This is a genomic window from Shewanella dokdonensis (assembly GCF_018394335.1).
Taxonomy (GTDB): domain Bacteria; phylum Pseudomonadota; class Gammaproteobacteria; order Enterobacterales; family Shewanellaceae; genus Shewanella; species Shewanella dokdonensis.
In genome coordinates this window covers 705,165-722,453 of sequence record NZ_CP074572.1, presented here as the reverse complement: position 1 = coordinate 722,453, position 17,289 = coordinate 705,165, and the positions used below count along the sequence as shown (strand labels likewise).

General features: G+C 45.9%; 15 protein-coding genes and 3 pseudogenes. 8 read left to right on the top strand and 10 right to left on the bottom strand.

Annotated features, from left to right (window positions below; all coding sequences use genetic code 11):
* The first annotated feature begins 53 nt into the window (after positions 1-53).
* A pseudogene (gene gndA, locus KHX94_RS03480) lies at positions 54-1,573 on the top strand (NADP-dependent phosphogluconate dehydrogenase).
* 80 nt (positions 1,574-1,653) lie between these two features.
* On the opposite strand, the gene KHX94_RS03475 reads toward gndA, so the two are convergent.
* Positions 1,654-2,520: a 1,4-dihydroxy-2-naphthoate polyprenyltransferase gene (locus tag KHX94_RS03475; RefSeq protein ID WP_213683312.1), complete on the bottom strand. Its 867-nt coding sequence runs from the start codon at positions 2,518-2,520 to the stop codon at positions 1,654-1,656.
* Between the two features lie 251 nt (positions 2,521-2,771).
* Here KHX94_RS03475 and KHX94_RS03470 point away from each other — a divergent pair, with 251 nt between their 5' ends.
* The 3 genes from KHX94_RS03470 (at position 2,772) to KHX94_RS03460 (ending at position 4,984) form a co-directional block, all read left to right on the top strand.
* A complete protein-coding gene (locus KHX94_RS03470; protein ID WP_213682382.1) occupies positions 2,772-3,575 on the top strand; it encodes an SDR family oxidoreductase in 804 nt (267 codons plus the stop codon).
* Positions 3,576-3,699: 124 nt separating this feature from the next.
* Positions 3,700-4,572: an acyl-CoA thioesterase II gene (gene tesB / locus KHX94_RS03465; RefSeq protein WP_213682381.1), complete on the top strand. Its 873-nt coding sequence runs from the start codon at positions 3,700-3,702 to the stop codon at positions 4,570-4,572.
* 46 nt (positions 4,573-4,618) lie between these two features.
* The gene (locus KHX94_RS03460) at positions 4,619-4,984 is read left to right on the top strand and encodes a YbaY family lipoprotein (protein ID WP_213682380.1); all 366 of its coding nucleotides are present in this window, start codon (positions 4,619-4,621) and stop codon (positions 4,982-4,984) included.
* A gap of 51 nt (positions 4,985-5,035) precedes the next feature.
* Here the strand turns inward: KHX94_RS03460 and KHX94_RS03455 are convergent, their stop codons facing one another.
* Positions 5,036-7,042, bottom strand: a complete 2,007-nt coding sequence (locus KHX94_RS03455; protein WP_213682379.1) for a methyl-accepting chemotaxis protein — start codon at positions 7,040-7,042, stop codon at positions 5,036-5,038.
* Positions 7,043-7,410: 368 nt separating this feature from the next.
* On the opposite strand from KHX94_RS03455, the gene KHX94_RS03450 reads away from it, so the two are divergent.
* Both KHX94_RS03450 and KHX94_RS03445 read left to right on the top strand, forming a co-directional pair.
* A complete protein-coding gene (locus tag KHX94_RS03450; RefSeq protein ID WP_213682378.1) occupies positions 7,411-7,935 on the top strand; it encodes a hypothetical protein in 525 nt (174 codons plus the stop codon).
* A gap of 166 nt (positions 7,936-8,101) precedes the next feature.
* Positions 8,102-8,281, top strand: a complete 180-nt coding sequence (locus tag KHX94_RS03445; RefSeq protein ID WP_213682377.1) for a hypothetical protein — start codon at positions 8,102-8,104, stop codon at positions 8,279-8,281.
* 24 nt (positions 8,282-8,305) lie between these two features.
* Here KHX94_RS03445 and KHX94_RS03440 read toward each other — a convergent pair whose 3' ends face one another.
* The gene (locus tag KHX94_RS03440; RefSeq protein WP_213682376.1) at positions 8,306-8,860 is read right to left on the bottom strand and encodes a chalcone isomerase family protein; all 555 of its coding nucleotides are present in this window, start codon (positions 8,858-8,860) and stop codon (positions 8,306-8,308) included.
* 17 nt (positions 8,861-8,877) lie between these two features.
* Complete coding sequence (locus tag KHX94_RS03435; RefSeq protein WP_213682375.1) at positions 8,878-9,357, bottom strand: DUF2947 domain-containing protein; 480 nt, start codon at positions 9,355-9,357, stop codon at positions 8,878-8,880.
* A gap of 137 nt (positions 9,358-9,494) precedes the next feature.
* Here KHX94_RS03435 and KHX94_RS03430 point away from each other — a divergent pair.
* A pseudogene (locus KHX94_RS03430) lies at positions 9,495-10,505 on the top strand (IS3 family transposase).
* A 175-nt stretch (positions 10,506-10,680) separates the two neighbouring features.
* Positions 10,681-11,199: pseudogene (locus KHX94_RS03425) on the top strand (transposase).
* 385 nt (positions 11,200-11,584) lie between these two features.
* On the opposite strand, the gene KHX94_RS03420 reads toward KHX94_RS03425, so the two are convergent.
* The 6 genes from KHX94_RS03420 to KHX94_RS03395 form a co-directional block, all read right to left on the bottom strand.
* The gene (locus KHX94_RS03420; protein WP_213682374.1) at positions 11,585-11,716 is read right to left on the bottom strand and encodes a class IIb bacteriocin, lactobin A/cerein 7B family; all 132 of its coding nucleotides are present in this window, start codon (positions 11,714-11,716) and stop codon (positions 11,585-11,587) included.
* A 9-nt stretch (positions 11,717-11,725) separates the two neighbouring features.
* On the bottom strand, positions 11,726-11,863 hold the full coding sequence (locus KHX94_RS03415; protein WP_213682373.1) for a class IIb bacteriocin, lactobin A/cerein 7B family: 138 nt from the start codon (positions 11,861-11,863) through the stop codon (positions 11,726-11,728).
* Between the two features lie 459 nt (positions 11,864-12,322).
* Positions 12,323-12,829, bottom strand: a complete 507-nt coding sequence (gene lepB, locus KHX94_RS03410) for a signal peptidase I (protein WP_213682372.1) — start codon at positions 12,827-12,829, stop codon at positions 12,323-12,325.
* A gap of 263 nt (positions 12,830-13,092) precedes the next feature.
* Positions 13,093-13,275, bottom strand: a complete 183-nt coding sequence (locus tag KHX94_RS03405) for a bacteriocin (protein ID WP_213682371.1) — start codon at positions 13,273-13,275, stop codon at positions 13,093-13,095.
* Positions 13,276-13,488: 213 nt separating this feature from the next.
* Positions 13,489-15,660 (bottom strand): peptidase domain-containing ABC transporter, encoded by a 2,172-nt coding sequence (locus tag KHX94_RS03400; RefSeq protein WP_244859312.1) that lies wholly within the window; start codon positions 15,658-15,660, stop codon positions 13,489-13,491.
* On the bottom strand, positions 15,660-16,907 hold the full coding sequence (locus KHX94_RS03395) for an HlyD family secretion protein (RefSeq protein ID WP_213682370.1): 1,248 nt from the start codon (positions 16,905-16,907) through the stop codon (positions 15,660-15,662). Before KHX94_RS03395 ends, KHX94_RS03400 begins: the two co-directional genes overlap by 1 nt.
* Positions 16,908-17,289 lie beyond the last annotated feature (382 nt).

Here is a 17,289-nt window from a genome sequence, read left to right as displayed (position 1 = left end):
CGACTTAGTCGTGATTGCTCTGTGGTTATGGCGACGACAACTGGTGAAAAATTATGAAATTCCAATCTGCTGACATTGGGGTTATCGGCCTAGGGGTGATGGGTAAGAATCTGGCCCTCAACATTGTGGATAATGGTTACCGCGTGGCCGCTTTTGACCTAGATGCTGCCAAGGTCTCTGCGGCTGAACAGCAAGCGTTGGCAGAAGTGCCTGCGCGCGGTTTAGTGCTCAAGGGCTTCGATTCCATGTCAGCGCTGTTGCAATCTCTGAGCAAACCTCGCGTGCTGCTGTTATCGGTGCCAGCCGGTAAACCTGTCGATGGTGTTTGTCAGGCATTGATTGCGGCTGGCATCGACAGTGATGATATTGTCATCGATACCGGTAACAGTTTGTGGACTGACACCATCGCCCGTGAACAAAGCTATAAAGGCAAGTTTATATTTTTCAGTTCAGCTGTTTCTGGTGGTGAAGTTGGCGCCCGCTTTGGGCCTTCCTTAATGCCGAGTGGCGATAAAACCGCCTGGGAACATATTGCCCCAATCTGGCGTGCAATTGCCGCTAAAGTTGACAAGGCTACTGGGCAGCCAATAGAACGGACGCAGCCAGGTCAGGCAATTAAAGACGGTGAACCGTGCACCACTTATATTGGTCCTTCGGGTTCCGGCCATTATGTCAAAATGGTGCATAACGGTATTGAGTATGCCGATATGCAGTTGATTTGCGAAGCATATCAGATCCTGCATCAAGGTCTGGGGATGAATGCTGCTGAAATTGCCAGTGTTTTTGAACAGTGGAATCAGGGCAAACTCAATAGCTATCTTATCGGTATCAGCGCCGAAGTGCTGAAACAGCAGGATCCGCTAACAAGTAAGCCGTTGGTGGAGATGATCCTCGATAAAGCCGGACAGAAAGGCACTGGCCTATGGACGGCGGTCAGCAGTTTGCAGATAGGGTGTCCTGCACCGACCATTGCCGAGGCGGTATATGCCAGGGCGATGAGCACTCAAAAAGCGCTGCGGTTACAACTCAGTCAACAACTGCAAGGGCCACAGACCAATATTGATGCGGCACAGCGCCAAGCGCTTATTGAGGCGCTAGAAGCGGCCCTTTACTGCGCTAAAGTCAGTGCCTATGCCCAAGGTTTTCAACTGATGGCAATGAATGCCAAAGAGCAGGGCTGGCAGTTGGATTTTGCGGCCATCGCTAGTATCTGGCGTGCTGGCTGTATTATTCGTGCCGATTTCTTGCAGACGATTACGGATGCTTATCAGGCGGCACCACAACTGGATAATCTGCTGCAAGCGCAGAGTTTTGCCAGCGTACTGTCACAGTTACAGCCTCAATGGCGACAAGTAGTGGCTACCGCGGCTTTGAACGGCGTTCCTGTGCCTTGTATCAGCTCAGCACTGGCTTATTATGACAGCTTCCGTTGTGCTACTTTGCCGGCCAATCTGCTGCAGGGACAACGTGATTTCTTTGGTTCTCACACTTTTGAGCGTACAGATAAACCCGCGGGGAAAAGTATCACCTGAACTGGAGCCAGGCTGAACGTACATTAGTTAAAATCGGCTGATAACTATCTGGTATCAGATGATAAAAAAGCTTCCATTGGGAAGCTTTTTTATCAATGCCGTTTAGCTGTTAGAACATAGGTCAGAACATTAAACCTACACTGAATAGTGCACTGAACATCATGGTCAGTTTGGCAGTTTTCCCTAATAGCGGGTTAAGCGCTTCGCCGGAACCCTGATAGAAATCAGAAGATAACTTCCGCGCCATAATCAGTGACAGGCCCGCCAATAGCACCGGAAATCCCGGTAATTGTCCCAACAGAAAACCTGCGATAATCAGACCAAATGGCAGATACAACAACGCCTGATACAGTACCCGTGCTTGGGCTTCGCCAATGCGCACGGCGAGCGTTTTCTTGCCGGCTTTGGTGTCGGTCATAATGTCGCGAGTGTTGTTAACCAGCATAATTGCGGCATTGAGCAAACCAACCGCACAGCCCAGCAACCATGATGCCATTGTGGTGTCGCCTGCTTGCAGGTAGTAGCTGCCCACAACGGCAACTAGCCCGAAAAAGACAAATGCCGCCAGTTCACCTAAACCGTGGGAAGCCAGCGGGTACGGACCACCGCTATAGCCTAATGCTGCCAACATAGAGGCTGCGGCTAAAAATGCGATTGGCCAACCACCGTGCCAGATGAGATAACCACCGACCGCCAATGACAATATCAGACATAGCGTCATGGCATTGCGCACTTTATAGGGCGCCAGCATGCCACTTTGGGTCACTCGCGTCGGGCCGACCCGTTCTGCGGTATCGATCCCATTTTTGAAATCAAAATAGTCGTTTGCCAGATTCACTGCAATTTGCAACAACAAGGCACATGTCATGGAGATAATCGCCACCGTCCAACTGAATTTTTCCAGAGGCAGTGCCAGCATATTGCCAATCAATAAGGCCTGCAGCGGCAGGCAGTGTCCGGGGCGTATTGCCAGAAACCAAGGATTCATATTCACGATTCACATCAACAGACTTTCTACGAGGTATAGGATACCAAGAAGCCAAGCGAAAGTTAGCACAATCGGATAAATGCATGTAAAAGAGTTTGAATTAGCGCACATTTGTTGGGCAACCTTCCAAGAAAAATATAGCCATAATGGATTGTGGATTGAAGCGAAAGAAGTGTGAATCGGTCGTAAATCTATCCAGGCATCAATATGCTGAGGAGATGGACATTATGCGTTTCCAGCACAGGACTGCAGTGGTTACGGGCGCAGCTTCAGGATTGGGGCGGGCATTTGCCATTGCTCTGGCGCAACGAGGAGCAAGCGTTGTACTGGTCGACAATCAGGATTGTCGGGAAACTGCGGCAGCGATAGCCGCGTTAGGTGCCGACGTAAAGTATTTCTATTGCGATGTGGCTAATGCTGCGCAGGTGACGGATGTTTGTCAGCAGATACTTACATGCTCTCAAGTGGACTTTCTGCTGCTCTGTGCCGGCGTTCACCGTTCTTGTCCGTTTGAAAAAATTTCTCTGAGTGATTGGCGCCGCCAGATAGATGTTGATCTTACCGGCAGCTTTTTGTTCTGTCAGGCATTCTGGCCGCTGATGCGACAGCAGGCGTTTGGTCGGATTTTGATGTTAACCGGGGCGAGTGGTCTGTTTGGCGATCAGTTTGAGGCGGCATATGCCAGTGCCAAAATGGCGCTGATAGGCTTGGTAAACAGTTTGAGCCTAGAAGGGCAGAGCTACAATATCTGCGTTAACAGCCTTTGTACCCAAGTGCTGAACGGCATGACCGGGCACCATATGGCAGATGATGTGGGCGCGATGTTCTCGATAGAAGCGCCTGTGGCTGCGGCCATGTACCTGTTAGGCGCATCCGCCCCCACTGGCCAACATGTGTTGGCGGCGGCTGGAAGTATCAGCCGATTGCGGCTGGCGGAAACCAATCCGGCTTATTTTAGTGCTGATGACTGTACCCCGAACTGGTGGGAAAAATCTGGCCGAAACTTAGCAAAGCACATCCTTTCAGTTTCCAGAAAAGTGGTGAAGAACAGATAGTCAAATGGGCTCGCAATGCGTGCCGTGAGCACGGCGTATTACTGGAATAATCCGCGAAAACTGGCATTTAACCCTGCGCCTGCGGTACTCTTTATCGTTACCTATTCACAGTCAATGGGATGATATGAGCCAGGTATTGGATGAACTGCTTTCGCTGCTGACACTTGAACCGATAGAAATGGGATTATTTCGCGGTCAGAGTCAGGATTTGGGATTTGGACATGTTTTCGGTGGTCAGGTGATGGGACAGGCGTTGAGCGCTGCCAGACAGACGGTACCGCCAGAGCGTCAGGCGCACTCACTACACTCCTATTTTCTCCGCGCCGGAGATGAAACCCTGCCAATTATCTATGATGTGGAAAATATGCGTGATGGCGGTAGTTTCAGTGCCAGACGGGTGAAAGCCATCCAGAAAGGTCGCCCGATATTTTATATGACTTGTTCGTTTCAGGAACCCGAAGACGGGTTTGAACATCAGGCGCCGATGCCCGATGTTCCCGGCCCCGACGGCCTGATGAACCAGCAAGAACTCGCGATGACTATGCGCGATAGAGTGCCACCAAAGATCCTAGAGAAATTTCTGGCCGATGCCCCCATAGAAATGCGGATGGTGAACCCCTTAAACCCTGTTGCACCTGCGGCAACCGAGCCTACTCGTTATGTGTGGATGCGGGCGAATGGTCGTTTGCCTGCTGAACATTGTATGCACGATTATCTGCTGGCTTATGCCTCGGATTTTAATTTTCTGGTAACCGCCGTACAGCCTCATGGCGTATCGTTTCTAACGCCGGGGATTAGAATGGCAACTATTGATCATGCGATGTGGTTTCATCGACCAGTAAACATCGGTGAATGGTTGCTGTATGCAGTGGATAGCCCCAATGCCTATGGGAGTCGCGGTTACGTCCGTGGGCAATTCTTTAATCAGCAGGGACAGTTGATTGCTTCGGCATCACAGGAAGGACTGATAAGAATGACCAATATTAAGAAGGAATAATAAGCATGCAGGTATTAAAAACGCTGCTGATAGCTACCGGAATGTTATGGCTGGGGGATGTGTGACTGTTGCACCACCTGCACCGGTGGTGGTTAATGGGGCGGCTTCTTACCATGAGCGGATCATGCTGCCAGATGGTTGCAGTATTACTATTGCCATTATCGATCTGGATACCCCCGGCGCAATTGTGGCGCAGAAGTCGTTTAATATTGCGCGGGTGCCGGTGCCATTCAAATTCATTTTGCCAGCCGACTCAGTAGACAGTAAAACCAACTATGGGGTGGTAGCGATGATCATGTATCAGGGAAGGGTGATCTTTCAGACCTATGACCGTTATCCGGTGATCAATAACGGTAAGAACACCACTGAAGTTATTATGAAAGCTGTACCACTGGAAAACTTACAGCAGTAGTTCGTCTATCTCACATTAAGAAGGCGCTTTTCAGCGCCTTCTTTGTCGGTATTAAACTCTGAATACACCAATCTGCTGTTTCAAGGCGGCAGCCACATCAGCTAGCTCTTTAGCGGATGTCACTGTGTCATGGGCTCGGGAATCACCTTCTTTCGCCAGTTCGGTAATTTCATGCAGATTGCGGGTGACTTCGTCAGCTACTGCGCTTTGTTGCTCTGTGGCGCTGGCAATACTGCTTACCGATATTGCCAGCGACGCAATACGCTCAGTAATGGCGCTGAGTTGCTGGTTAGCGGCTTCACCTTGTTCAGCGGATGTGCTGCCCAACTGGTGGCTCTGCGTCATGCGGGTGGCGGTATCTTTCACTTTGGCTTGCAGTTGGACGATAGTTTGGCTGATCTCTGAGATGGAAGCTTGGGTACGGCTAGCAAGCGTACGTACCTCATCTGCAACTACGGCAAAACCGCGCCCTTGCTCACCCGCTCTCGCGGCCTCAATGGCGGCATTCAGTGCCAACAGATTGGTTTGTTCGGCAATGCCATTAATCACATCGGTAATGGTATTGATGGCTTCGCTTTCTTTGGCTACGCCTTCAACCGCCTGCTGACTCTGGCTCAGTTGCTGTGCCAGCATATTCAGGCTTTCCACTACCTGGATCAACTGTTGGTGGCCTTCTCGAGAAGCGTTGTCTACTTCTGCGCTTTGTTCTGCACTTTCTCCGGCATGATTAGCCACATCGCGAATAGATGTCGACATCTCTTCTATGGCGGTCGCTATCTGATCGGTCTGGCTCATCAAGGCTTTTGATTCTTCGCCGTTCAGTTTGGCGGTCTTCTGTGCTTGCTCAGCTTGGTAATCCAACGTTTGAACTGAGTTGAGCAGCTCGGTGATCAGTTTGCGCAGATTGAGTGTCATCTGCCGGGCGCTGGCCGTGATGCGACTGACTTCATTCTGACTATGATCATCTGTCATCGGCAGATCAATGCTGAGGTCACCTTGGCCCAAGTGTTCCATATGTTGCTGTAGACGGCGCAGCGGTTTGATGGTGTTGAGTAGCACCATCGACAGTAAGGCGGTGATCGCAATAATGCCGACGAATGACACGGCGACGTTGATCAGTAACAAGGTTCTGCTTTCTTCATTCAGCTCTTTGGTTTTGACTTTACCCACCAGTAACCACTGCCAGCCGGGAATATCATCGCTCATCGCGACCATATTGTTGCCATCGTTACTCTGGTACTGCACCAAGGTACGGTTATTAACGATTGATTGCAGTGGCAAGCCGTTGAGTTGGGCGGTTGTGGGAACCTCACCAGTCGTCAGCGTCCGGTCAGCAATGACCGACAGGTCTGATTGTTTGAGCAGGATATAACTGCCACTTTCTTCAATGGTTAACTTTTTGACGGCATCTTGAATTTCAGTCATCGACTCGCTGATATCAAAGCCAATGTAAAGAATACCCACAACAGCGCCCTGCATGTCCTTAATCGGCTTGTAAACGGTCATGTAATCTTTGCCAAACAGCCTGGCATAACCTTCATAATCTTTACCACTGATCAGTTTGCTGTAACCGGGGTGATTCTTGCCCAGATAAGTTCCAAGTGCCCGGCTACCATCACTTTTCTTCAATGAGGTGGAGATACGTAAAAAATCATCGCCATCTTTAACAAATACGGTAGCCGTACCACCGGAAAGTTTGGCAAAACGGTCGACTTTACTGATGGAGGAGTTGACTAACTCCGAATCGTGCATCAGCGTTGGGGTGGTTTTGCCTAAAACTTCAGTGGTTTGTCCGGCAGGTTTGGAAAAATGACCGGGATACATGGCACGAAAGACATCAGCATTACGGTGTGCTATCACCAGTAGTGACTGGTATTGCAGCTCTAGTAAATCATTAACGCTGTGCATCTCTTTAGTCATCGCTGAAAGGGCTTTATCTTTCAATGCGGTAGATGCTGTCTGATAGGAAATTGTGCCAACAACACCAAAAACGAGTACTGTCAGTACAAATGCCAGTGTCCCAATCTGTTTGGCTATAGGCCAGTTGCGATAATTCATCTGTCTATCTCTAGTTATTAGTCGGTATTACACCTGCTTTAAATCCCCCAATTGTTCTATTTGGAACATATTGAATTGCAGCAGGAGGTTGCTCAGGAACGGATAAACACCGTCATTATAGCCTTTATCGGCCACAACTTTGTTTTCTTGGATCAATTAAAGCTTAATTATTGATAATTGATGATTTTACAGGCAATCACTAAAAATCTTTCAGTGTAAAATTAAATATTTATTAAATAACAAACGGTTGTGAATAACATTATGGTTTTTAGGTGGATGACTGTTAGTATGCTACGAAATAGCCGGTAGCGGAATAAGCATAAATGTACTACAGCCGCGATTATCTTGGATAGCGCAACATGAGGTATATGATGGAACGAGTCGGAAAGCTGATAGTGACGCTGGTGTCCTTGGTGACAACTACGACCGCAATTGCGGAACCCCAGGCTGCAACTACTTACAGTGTGAGTTTGACCAAGAGTATGAGTGCTGATGCCGACATTGATAATGGCGGGCAGTTAGGTCGGCAATCATGGCAATTAGGCGCGCGTAGCAACTGGACATTGGCACCAACCTGGCGTTTAAGTGCTAATCTTGGCATCGACTGGCTGGATTGGGACTGGAAAGTGCCAGCGCAGTATGCTCAGCAAGCCCCTTTTGAATCAGCTAGACGTTACCATGGTAATCTGATGTTAAGCCATCAGCTCGGCAATGGCTGGTCATTGATGGCCGCGCCTACGCTGCAATTTGCTTATGCTAATGATGCTTCATTGGCGGATAGTAAAAGCTACGGCATTATGGCCGGCGCCATGCGGCACTATGCCAGCGGTAATTATTGGGGGTCGGAGGTGCTTATTTCAACGATATCGGTAAGGTCAGGTTTTTACCGTTAGTGCTGTTTAACTGGCAGATTTCCGATAAATGGCGTTTAGGTAATCCATTAATGCCGGATTTTTCGGGGGCGCGGGTATCGAACTGGCTTACGACCTCACTCCGGCACTGCAATGGGGCATTGGCAGTAGCAAGCATACTGAACGAATTTTGGCGCATGAGCAGCAGGTGGTAGAACTGTCTGAATGGCGACTGTTCAGCCGCGTGGGGTGGCATATCACATCAGACACTGCGCTGAACTTTTATCTGGGGTACAGCGTGTCGCCGGATTTGAAAGATGGTGAACATGGCACTGTGGCTTTGGATGATTATGTCAGCGGCGCCCTGCAACTGCGCTATCGTTTTTAGTTGAAGTCACAGGGCTCAGCGGGTTTATTGGCCAAGCATTTCTCGTTTCAGGCTTTTCTGCGCGGGTTCATCTCCGAGCCAGATGTTCAGCAGGGCCTCGCGGAATGCTTCGCCAGTAATAGTATCTTTGGCAACTCCATTCTTGTAAGCCGTCACGCCGTGTTGTTTATCGGCCACGAGCAAAAATTCATCGCCAACCTTGATTTCGTCTGCAAACAGTTCCGTAAAATGCTGGATGTCTGCCGCTATTGGTTGCGTTTGACCATCGGTGGCATCGTCAAATCCCTCTTTAATAGCATTGCGCATTTTCTCTGAGGTGATAAGACCAGAGAGGATCTTCAGGCTGACAACCGCGGTTGCTTCGTTAAGAACCTCAGCTGTGGTACTGGCTGGCGTAGGTAGATACAAACTTCCCACATATAGATCCATAAAAAACTTACTGCGAACGCCCGCACCGTTGAGCTGTAAAGGTGACTGCGTTAGTGACAGGGTTTCGGGCACATCTACACCAGACACTTCTCTGGCTGAAACGGAGAGGGATAACAACAGTAGCAAGCAGCTCAACGATATAAATTTCATAGAATTTCCTGTAACAATTAACCACGAAGACCCAGACGATAGCTTCCGTCCTGCGCAAACCAAATAGCTTGCCGATGTTGGGTACTGATTAACAGTGGACCATCGTCGCAGAATAAAAAACACTTCCAGTAACGTTTGAAGAGAGCCCAGTTGGTCTCAAGAATTTCATATTTCTCTATGCAAAAATAGACTCGAGTGGTGTCATCCCAAGTCATAAACTCGGTGATGGGGAGTGGCAGTGCCGGATCATCACTCTCCCATTGAGATTGCCATGTGTCTGTATGATGCCAGGTGGAACTGCGTAGCGCCCAATCGCCTTTGGCAAAGTCTTCTGCACAGCTGCTTTTGCTGCTGATCCAGCGATTCCACAAGGCCATGGCACTTTTGCTGGTTAATGGCAAAATATCCGTCTTTTCCTTTTCTGAAACAGGCATTTCGTGGTGATTGAAAATCCACTGGCGGCGGTATTCAGCAAGTGGAATGTAACTGTAAGACAAGCAATTTCTCCTGCTATAGGCGGACGCCGGATTATAACCTTGCTAGCCTGTTTAAACAAAACGAGCGGTAATCATCCCGTAAATTAACCGGCGTCAAAAGTAGAATTTTCTCGTAACATAAGCGCAGGAGATTCTGCATGAAAACATCAAAATTTAGCGATAGCCAAATCCTGGCGATCTTAAAACAAGCCGAAGCCGGTGCTCCTATGATGGCTCGGCTTAAAGAGCTAGAAACGGAAAATGCCCGGCTCAAAAAGATGTCCCCAAGGGGATAATAATATGCCGAGGAACGGCTCAAAGCCGAAATTCTCAAAGAGGCGATCGAAAAAAGGCGGTGCAACACCATTCCATTACCATCAAGTTCGCATGTCGTCTATTTGGGCTGAGTGAAACCTGTTACCGCTATCAGGCTAAACTCAGTGATGACAATGCGCAAATCGCCGACTGGCTGCTGCGGTTAACTGTGACTCATCGCAACTGGGGTTTTGGAATGTGCTTCTACTTTTTACACAATGTGAAACGCTTTGGTTGGAACCATAAGCGGGTGCTTAGGATTTTACCGTGAGTTGGAACTTAATCTGCGGATAAAGCCGAAGAAGCGCTTAAAACGTGATACGCCTGATGCATTATTAGTAGTGCCGGAATCGATAAATCAGTGCTGGTCTACGGACTTTATGCATGCCAGCTCGAAGATGACCGCAGCTTCAGACTGCTTAATATCATTGATGTTTTTAACCGAGAAGGATTGGCGATTGAGGTCGACTTTTCGCTGTCAGCTGAGCGTGTTGTCCACACGCTCAATCAAGTTATTGAATGGCGCTGCAAGCCCAGACAAATTCGTAGTGACAATGGCCCAGAATACATCAGCGCTTTACTGGCAGAGTGGGCAGCAAAACACGATGTTGAATTGAAGTTTATTCAGCCTGGAAACCCACAGCAGAATGCGTATGTGGAGCGGTATAACCGTACAGTTTGCTACAAGTGGCTAAATCAATATTCATTCAGCAGTATTGCCCGAGGTACAAGAACATGCGACAGAATGGCGCTGGTTTTACAACAATGAACGACCAAACAAGGCAATTGGTGGCATACCACCGAAATACAAACAGGCTTTAATAACGCAACCTTCTACTTCTAACGCCCATTAAGAATGGGATGATTACCGAGCCAGCGCTTATGCTACTCTGAGCGTGTACCGAAAGAGTGGACAAAATGCTTATGATCTAATCCAATCCTTTTGGACGGCATTGTTGACTAAATCCTTTTGAACCATTTCAGCGGACAGTGATCCGCTCTTTCAGTACAGACTGACAGAGCGGCATTATGGGTAAAGCTAAGCACAGCATCACTCATACATTGCGTAATCGCGGCTCATTAACCTTTTGGGTTGATGAAGCGGCCATCAAAGGTTGGCTATGCCATCAGCATCATGGTGGCCGGGGACGCGGCTTTCTGTTTACTGACCAAGCGATTGAAGTCGCGCCGTCATATCAAGCAAGTGTCTGCCGATGGCGCGTATGACACCAAAGCTTGTCATACGCTACTCAAAAACAGAGGCATAAAGGCAGTGATCCCCCGAGTTCGATGCAGGGTACTGGTCCGAAGGGCATATCCGCAATGAAGTCGTTAATGCACTGAATGCAGGTTGCCTATCGGAGTGGAAGCAGCAACATGAGTTCGGGAAAAGGTCACTGGCAGAAACCGCGATGTACCGATACAAGCAACTGATAAGCCCGACACTGAGTCTATTACAATGCCCAAGTTGGCGAAGCCTTGGTTGGCGTAAAGGCAATGAACAAAATGCTGATCTTGGGTATGCCTTCTCTGGGAGCAAGTCGCTAAACCGTGCAATGTTTTGGGGCTGTTGCTACTCGTGAAATTATTTGATCAACAATGCCATAGAAGCACCCGAAACTCTGAGAATTTTCATACTTAACATGGTAGGATGGCGCAGCGTTTAAATTGTCAGCCACTACATATAAGAAAAAACATAAAACATAACACCAAATTAAAATTTACTTATTATTAACCATAAACAGCACAAACAGAGAATTTATGAAAAGTAAGGACAAAAGCCAAAAATCCATTTCAACAGTCACCTTATATAACAAAGTGAGCATATTAACAGCCATCACTGTAAACAATAAAACTCTATTCACATTAACTCCTCAATGGTCGAAGTAGAATATTGCTCCACTTCGACCATATAACGATTATAACAAATTTATTACTTTGTCTTGGCGTAATACCATGCTGCGAATGCTGCATTTAATCCCAAATCGGCACAGACTACCGCTACGATTAATGGAACCACTCCACCATTTACAGCAGCAAGCTCCTTGCTATTCAACTCTTTCATAATATCCCCTTATTTAGTAGCTTCATACAGACCAAAAATCATACAGCCTGCAGTTAATCCACCCATAAATGCTTTTGCACCTAGGATCACTAATGGTGCAATACCACCATTAACTTGCTCAATTTCACTCATTGTAAGTTCTTGCATAAAATCTTCCTTAATTTAAACTGTTTAACATTATATTTGCCTAAGTACTCAAACGAATTTTTAGGTTTACTGGGCCTTAAGCGACTGAATAAGGGCGCGGTTTCCGGCTAAAGTTGACGCGTCCTTGCTTTTAACCAATTCGATGCTTTGCTGTTTTGAGCATCACACTTCATCGATTAAAATTCCTTTTTATCTATTCTTTGTTTTCACGTCTTTATTGCACAATACTACACATTGCTCATCATGCATTGCATCTCATCCTGTGCGTATACTTTGCTTGGTACGTCAGCAATACTCACTCAGCCTGCTTGATGGTTTCCTGCCGGTGCGCAATGATGATGTGCATTATGTCGAGGTGTTTTATCTGCTCGCTAATTCTTGCTTCGTTATTAACATCAAGATGACTGATCGCCTCATCCACGAATAGCAGATTCGGTTGCTGGTATAGGGCTATCAATATCAGAAATAAGTTACAGTCAAATCCTCTGAGACTTTATAAATTGCAATAGCCGAGATACTCTCTCTATTTATAACGCCAAAAAACCTAGAGTCATAGCTAGCAAATTTATTTTCACCCAGGAGATAATACTCATCACTCTCAAGCGCTATATTTTCCACATGGACACAATCAACATTCCTGTCACTGTCTTTATAAAAAGGGACACCATTTACATAAACATTATAGTCACAAATAAACACCTTATCGCCAGGGATCGCCGCAATTCTTTTACTAACATTAATAAACCCACCTCCATTTTGCTTAGGCACCTTCAAAGCTATGATTATGTCATTTCGATGCAGGTTCAACCAACTTGTTTTATAAACCACACTATCTTTTAATTTCAAAGTCGGCTCCATTGAGGAGCTCGTTACTTGTCCAACCGCATAACCTAAAAGCAAAGGAGACTGGTATTTAAATAATGCCAGCCAAGAAAAGAAGTTAATTAAGGAAAAAAATAAAACCACAAACTCCGTCCCTCTAAAAACCTTAATCAATACCAAAAAAAACAAACAAAAAGCAGGAGCTAGATGAACATATAAATTTATCGAATAAAACGACTCGGGAAGGTGAAAAAACCTTATAACTAAAACGTTAAACGCAAAAAAAGAAGTAAAAACAGATTGATACTTATTACTTTTGCCACTAAAACTTCCTTATTTAGCAATTCAAACATATCAGTTAAGCCAAAGTTCAAAGGTCTTTGAATTTTGGCTGTTACTAATAAAATTTATTGAATACGATCACAAGTAGGAAATAATTCACTTCCACCAGTTTGATAGCCATATTCAAGTCCTGCCTGATGGTCATAAAAACTATCTAGATGCCCAAGCCAACCGCTCCCACCAGTAACACTTTGTAACTCAGAAACTGTCAACTCTTCTATTTTTTTACTATCGAATTTAGTATTCATAATATCTTCCTTAATTTAAACTTCTAATGTTATGTTTACCTAAGTGCTCAAACGAATTTTTTAGGTTTATTTGGCCTTAAGCGACTAACCAAGGGCGCAGTTTCCGGCTAAAGTTGCCGCGCCCTTGTTTTTAACCAATGCGATACTTTGCTGTTTTGAGCGTCACACTTCATTGATTAAAATTCCTTTTTACCTATTCTTTTTTTCACTTCTTTACTGCGCTTTCTGAGTGTTACCCATAAAACTTTCCATCTCATCCTGTGTGTAGACTTTACCTCGATGCATTACCAATACTCGCTGAGCCTGCTTGATGGTTTCCGGTCGGTGCGCGATGATGATGCGCGTCATGTCGAGGTGTTTTATCTGCTCGCTGATCCTTGCTTCGTTATTAACATCAAGATGGCTGGTCGCCTCATCCATGAACAGTAAACTTGGTTTTTGATAAAGGGCTCTGGCAAGCAACAGGCGCTGTACTTGCCCGCCAGAGAACTGGTTGCCCATATCCCCTACCAAGGTGTTATACCCCATTGTCATTTTACTGATGTCGGTATCAATGGCGGCCATTTGCGCGCACTGCTGCATACGCAAATAGTTAGGCTCGGGGTCGAAGAAGGTTAGATTGTCGGCGATAGAGCCTGATAGCAGAGTATCATCTTGCATGACCGCAGCAACCTGTTTGCGATAGGCGATTAAACCAATTTGAGTAATATCTTGCCCATCCAGCAAAATTCGCCCCTGCGTTGGGATTAACAGCCCCAACATTAACTTTACTAATGTTGTCTTGCCACATCCAGATTCACCCACGATGGCAACGGATTCATTCGCATTGATAGTGATAGACACATCATTGATGACACATGGCTCATTTGGTGCATATCGGAAACTCACGCGCTCAAGCGTTAACTGTCCAGTAACCATGTTGATGGAAGTGATACTCTCCCTATTTGCTTCCTGTTCGTGCAGCGCAATATCAGAGATACGGTCGAGGTGTAAACGCAACATACGAAACAAAATAAGCTGCTCAATCAGGCTAGCAAAACGCTCCGTTAGCTGATTCTTGTATGCGATAAATGCCAGCACCATACCGATTGTTAAACCACCGCTCATCACAATTGTCGCCGCAAGGTAAACCACAATGATGTTCTCTACACCAAACAGCAACTTGTTCATGGCGTCAAAGCTGATTTTGAGCTTGCCTAGACGGATATCTGCATTAATCACTTCGCTGTAACGGTTTTGCCATAAACTTTGACGCTGAGGTTCGCAGGTAAACAGTTTAATGGTTTGTATGCAGCGAATGTTCTCTAAGAAATTTGTTTGCTCTTTGGCGCTCGACTGAATGGACTCTTCAGTTGCTCGGTGCAGCGGCCGATAAAGCGCAAACCTCAATAGAGTGTAAAGTGTAATTGCTGCAACAACAACTAATGTCAACTTGACGCTATAAATCAACATCATCACTAGTACGGCTATTGACATGACGCCATCAACAACCGTTTCGACTAACCCAGTAGTTAAACGCTCTCGCACCTGGGCAAGTGAGCTAAACCGCGAAACCAAGTCACCAACATGGCGCTTTTCAAAATAACTCATGGGTAACCTAAGCAGGTGACGCAATAAATTGACACCCATCTGCATATTGAGCAGGCTCGATACACGCAAAACCAACCAACTACGTACGCTAGAGGTTATTACGTTGATAGCCACAAGCAATCCAAAGCCTGCTGCCAGCACTATGAGTAGTGGTCTATCTTGGCTAATGAGGACCTCATCGACTACCCACTGCATGTAGTAAGGAGTGACTAGCGCAAAGACTTGCAGCAATAATGACAACACGAAAAGTGTAGTTAAAGCTTGACCTAACCCTGTCATCTTGCTCCAGAGCTGCGATAAGCGCATCTGCTGGCGTTCATCAACCTGCTCAAATCCTTTGGTGGGGGTCAACTCTAGTGCGATACCAGTGAAATGCTCGGCAAACTCTTTAAAAGTAAACGTCTTCTTCCCCAACGCCGGGTCATTAATGCTCACCCCGGACTTAGTCACTCCGGTCAACACCACAAAGTGATTCATATCCCAATGCAGCACACAAGGGAATGTGAGCTTACCAACTTCTTCTATCGGGCACTTCAGCGCACGGCTCGCAAGTCCTATGCTGTCACTGAGGCCAATCATCTGCTGCAGATTCATCCCCTTTAAATTTGCACTAAAACGCTTCCTTAATCCGGACATATCAAGCTTGTGCCCATAAAAGCTAGCAACCATGGCGATACAAGCTAAACCACATTCAGCCATTTCCGCCTGCAATATAAGCGGTACGCGTTTCTTGCCTGAAAATTCCAACAGTTCAATTGGGGGAAACTCACTAGTCATATCTGTAGAGGCATTCATTAGCCGACCCTCCCTTTCAGACTGTATATAGGGTCGAGTAGCCAATCAAGTAAGCTCCGCCTATCGAGCACAATGTCAGCTTCAAGCAACATGCCACTTCTTAGAGGAAAAGCTTCTCCATAAGCCAGCATATCCTGCTTAGATAACTGAGTGCGAATACGGTAAACTGGTTCTGACAAGTTAACCGGCACTCTGGCTTCACCATCAAGCAATAATGCCTTATCAATGCGGGAGATATGACTTTCAAGGAACCCAAACCGCTGATAGGGAAAAGCATCAAAGCGTAATCTTGCCTCATCCCCTTCTCTAATAAAGCCTGCACTACGAGTAGGTAATAGTAACTCTGCGACCAGTTCTGCACCTTGAGGGATAAGGCTCATTAACGGGCGATTTGTCGCAATAAACTCTCCTTCAACAATTTGTATTGCGGCAACCGTTCCCGCTTCTACAGCGCGGATAACATAGCGATAATTATTCTCAGTTTCATCGATTTGACGTTGAAGGTCTGAGCGACGTCTTTTAAGCTCACTCTCTTTTAATGCATACTGATGGGGTAAAAGCTTAAGCTCAGCTTGTGACGCATTTAATTGACTAGAAACGATTACTCTGTTAGATTTAGTGTTTTCAATTTCTTGTCGAATATTGATAATCTTCTCTTGCTGAGACTGATAGTCGAGTTTAGAAAGAAAACCGTCCTGATATAACTTCTTATGCTGATTTTGCTGAGATTGTTGAATCGACAATTTTTCAAAAAGCAATTTTTCCAGATTATTAATGACAGAGAGTGAACTTTGATTATCTGATATCGCTGTTCTTAACCTAGCAGACTCATCTCCCAACATTCTTTGGTTTACTACTCGTTCAACTTCGAGCAAGTCTAACTGTTGTTTCAGTTCGCCAATTAAAGATTCACTGAGTTCTTCGCCGGAAGTCATACTTCGTCTGAGAATGATAGTCACTAAAGGATCACCTTTTTGAACTAGTGTGCCCTCTGACACGTGTAGTTTCTCAACGTTACCGCTACGATTGGCGAATGTTTCAATAAGCCCTTTATTGGGAACTAAATACCCTCGAACGGTTTCCTTTCTGGCGTAATGAGAACAAGAGAGAAATACAGCTATAGCCGTAACGACGATAAAAATAATAAACGCAGAATTGTAAATAGACAGGGGCTGTGCCAGCGACACATCACCATGTAGCTTTTGCTTTTGTGCCTCAATGGTCTGTTTTCTGAATAAACTAGACATACCACATCCTTGTACTCAACATCATATCAATTCAATTTGATATATGGGATATCACACTACTAAAAATAATTTTTTGATGTGCTTCAACATCTGTATCTGCAAATAAAACACGGGCCAGCAACACGTGTCAACAAAAAACTTCATTTTCGAAATCAATAAAGAGAAAAATTTAATATTCATGAACGCCAAATTTCTACCACGAAAAATACTAATGCAAATTCATTGGTTTACAAAAAATGCCATTTCACAAATTGTTACATATTATTATCATTTTAGCAACAAGTGCCGCTATAAAAACTAATGAGACAAAGTTAATTGAATCGCCACGGTAATCCCCCTTAAATTAACTGTCTTCAAAGTAGAATTTTCTCGTACCATATGT

Excerpts from the sequence above, each read along its gene's own strand:
- KHX94_RS03475 (WP_213683312.1), bottom strand. The coding sequence starts at position 2,520 with ATGAATCCTTGGTTTCTGGCAATACGCCCCGGACACTGCCTGCCGCTG.
- tesB (WP_213682381.1), top strand. The coding sequence starts at position 3,700 with ATGAGCCAGGTATTGGATGAACTGCTTTCGCTGCTGACACTTGAACCG.
- KHX94_RS03460 (WP_213682380.1), top strand. The coding sequence starts at position 4,619 with ATGGCTGGGGGATGTGTGACTGTTGCACCACCTGCACCGGTGGTGGTT.
- KHX94_RS03455 (WP_213682379.1), bottom strand. The coding sequence starts at position 7,042 with ATGAATTATCGCAACTGGCCTATAGCCAAACAGATTGGGACACTGGCA.
- KHX94_RS03450 (WP_213682378.1), top strand. The coding sequence starts at position 7,411 with ATGATGGAACGAGTCGGAAAGCTGATAGTGACGCTGGTGTCCTTGGTG.
- KHX94_RS03440 (WP_213682376.1), bottom strand. The coding sequence starts at position 8,860 with ATGAAATTTATATCGTTGAGCTGCTTGCTACTGTTGTTATCCCTCTCC.
- KHX94_RS03420 (WP_213682374.1), bottom strand. The coding sequence starts at position 11,716 with ATGAAAGAGTTGAATAGCAAGGAGCTTGCTGCTGTAAATGGTGGAGTG.
- KHX94_RS03415 (WP_213682373.1), bottom strand. The coding sequence starts at position 11,863 with ATGCAAGAACTTACAATGAGTGAAATTGAGCAAGTTAATGGTGGTATT.
- KHX94_RS03405 (WP_213682371.1), bottom strand. The coding sequence starts at position 13,275 with ATGAATACTAAATTCGATAGTAAAAAAATAGAAGAGTTGACAGTTTCT.
- KHX94_RS03400 (WP_244859312.1), bottom strand. The coding sequence starts at position 15,660 with ATGAATGCCTCTACAGATATGACTAGTGAGTTTCCCCCAATTGAACTG.
- KHX94_RS03395 (WP_213682370.1), bottom strand. The coding sequence starts at position 16,907 with ATGTCTAGTTTATTCAGAAAACAGACCATTGAGGCACAAAAGCAAAAG.